1 protein-coding gene is annotated in these 990 nt (G+C 53.3%); it reads right to left on the reverse strand.

The features are described 5' to 3' along the window. On the reverse strand, positions 1–917 hold a 917-nt coding region (locus tag ACW4TB_RS27490), incomplete at its 3' end, for an IS110 family RNA-guided transposase (protein ID WP_455843132.1). Between the last annotated feature and the right edge of the window lie 73 nt (positions 918–990).

The raw sequence follows: 990 nt of genomic DNA on the forward strand, positions 1-990 counted from the left end.
GAGGCGTTATGCAGCAATCGGCGAATTTCCGGGCAACCTCGCTTCGTTAAACGACGTAGTCCCGTCTTCTGCCCGGAATCGGAGACTCTCAAGTCCATGCCAAGGAAGGCAATGAAGGCATCGCTGTTTTTGAACTCGCCGCGGATAAACGCCATAACCAATGCAGTAGCTGTCAGAAAACCGATGCCCTCGATGGCCTGACAACGAGCAACTTGCTCCAGTAAACCAGCCTCCTTAAGTAACTCCTTGAGCTTCTTTTGGACCAGCAGATCCAACTTGTCCATTTGCTGGGTAAAGCTCTTGAACGCCGCTTTGAGCAGCTGCTCATTACCCCAACTCTGGCTCAGGGCGGTGCGCATTGTGACCAGAGCAGCCCTGCGGCGTAGAAGGCTCTGAAGCTTGCCATAAACGGCTGGCGGTGGCGCCCAAGGGCGCAGATCCCGGCTTTCTCGTTCCAGATAACGGGCAAGCAAAGCGGCATCACTGGCATCGGTTTTGGATCGGCCGCCAATGCCTTTTCGGTAGTTACTAAGTTGAAATCCGTCAACAACATAGACCTTGAAGCCCTTTTCATGTGCCATCTCCACAACGTCCAGGTGGTAGACGTTCGTTGCTTCGACGCACAGGGCAGTGTTGGCAGGTTGTTGCTTGAGCCATCTCTTGATTTCAGGCTTGGTATTGCTCAGCGACATCTGCGTGCCGTGGCTTTGAAAATGAACGGCCAGCTCGGCTTTGGCAACATCAATACCGATGATGAAATCGCTCGTTTCCATTGCCATGGTTTGCACTCCCGCTGTATGGTTTTTCGACTCGAAGGGTTTCACCAAGAGGCGCAGGCTTGTTTCTATCGTCGTTGAAGAGAACGAAGCATTCTTTATCGGCGCTTTGGTGGAAGGGGTGAGGACGATTTCTCCCACGGTCTGTACTGCTGCGAACAGTCAGAAGCCGGCTTTAGGTCCCACCCACCCCTTCGAGTCCTACCATACAAGC

The sequence above is a fragment of the Lelliottia jeotgali genome (assembly GCF_977070485.1).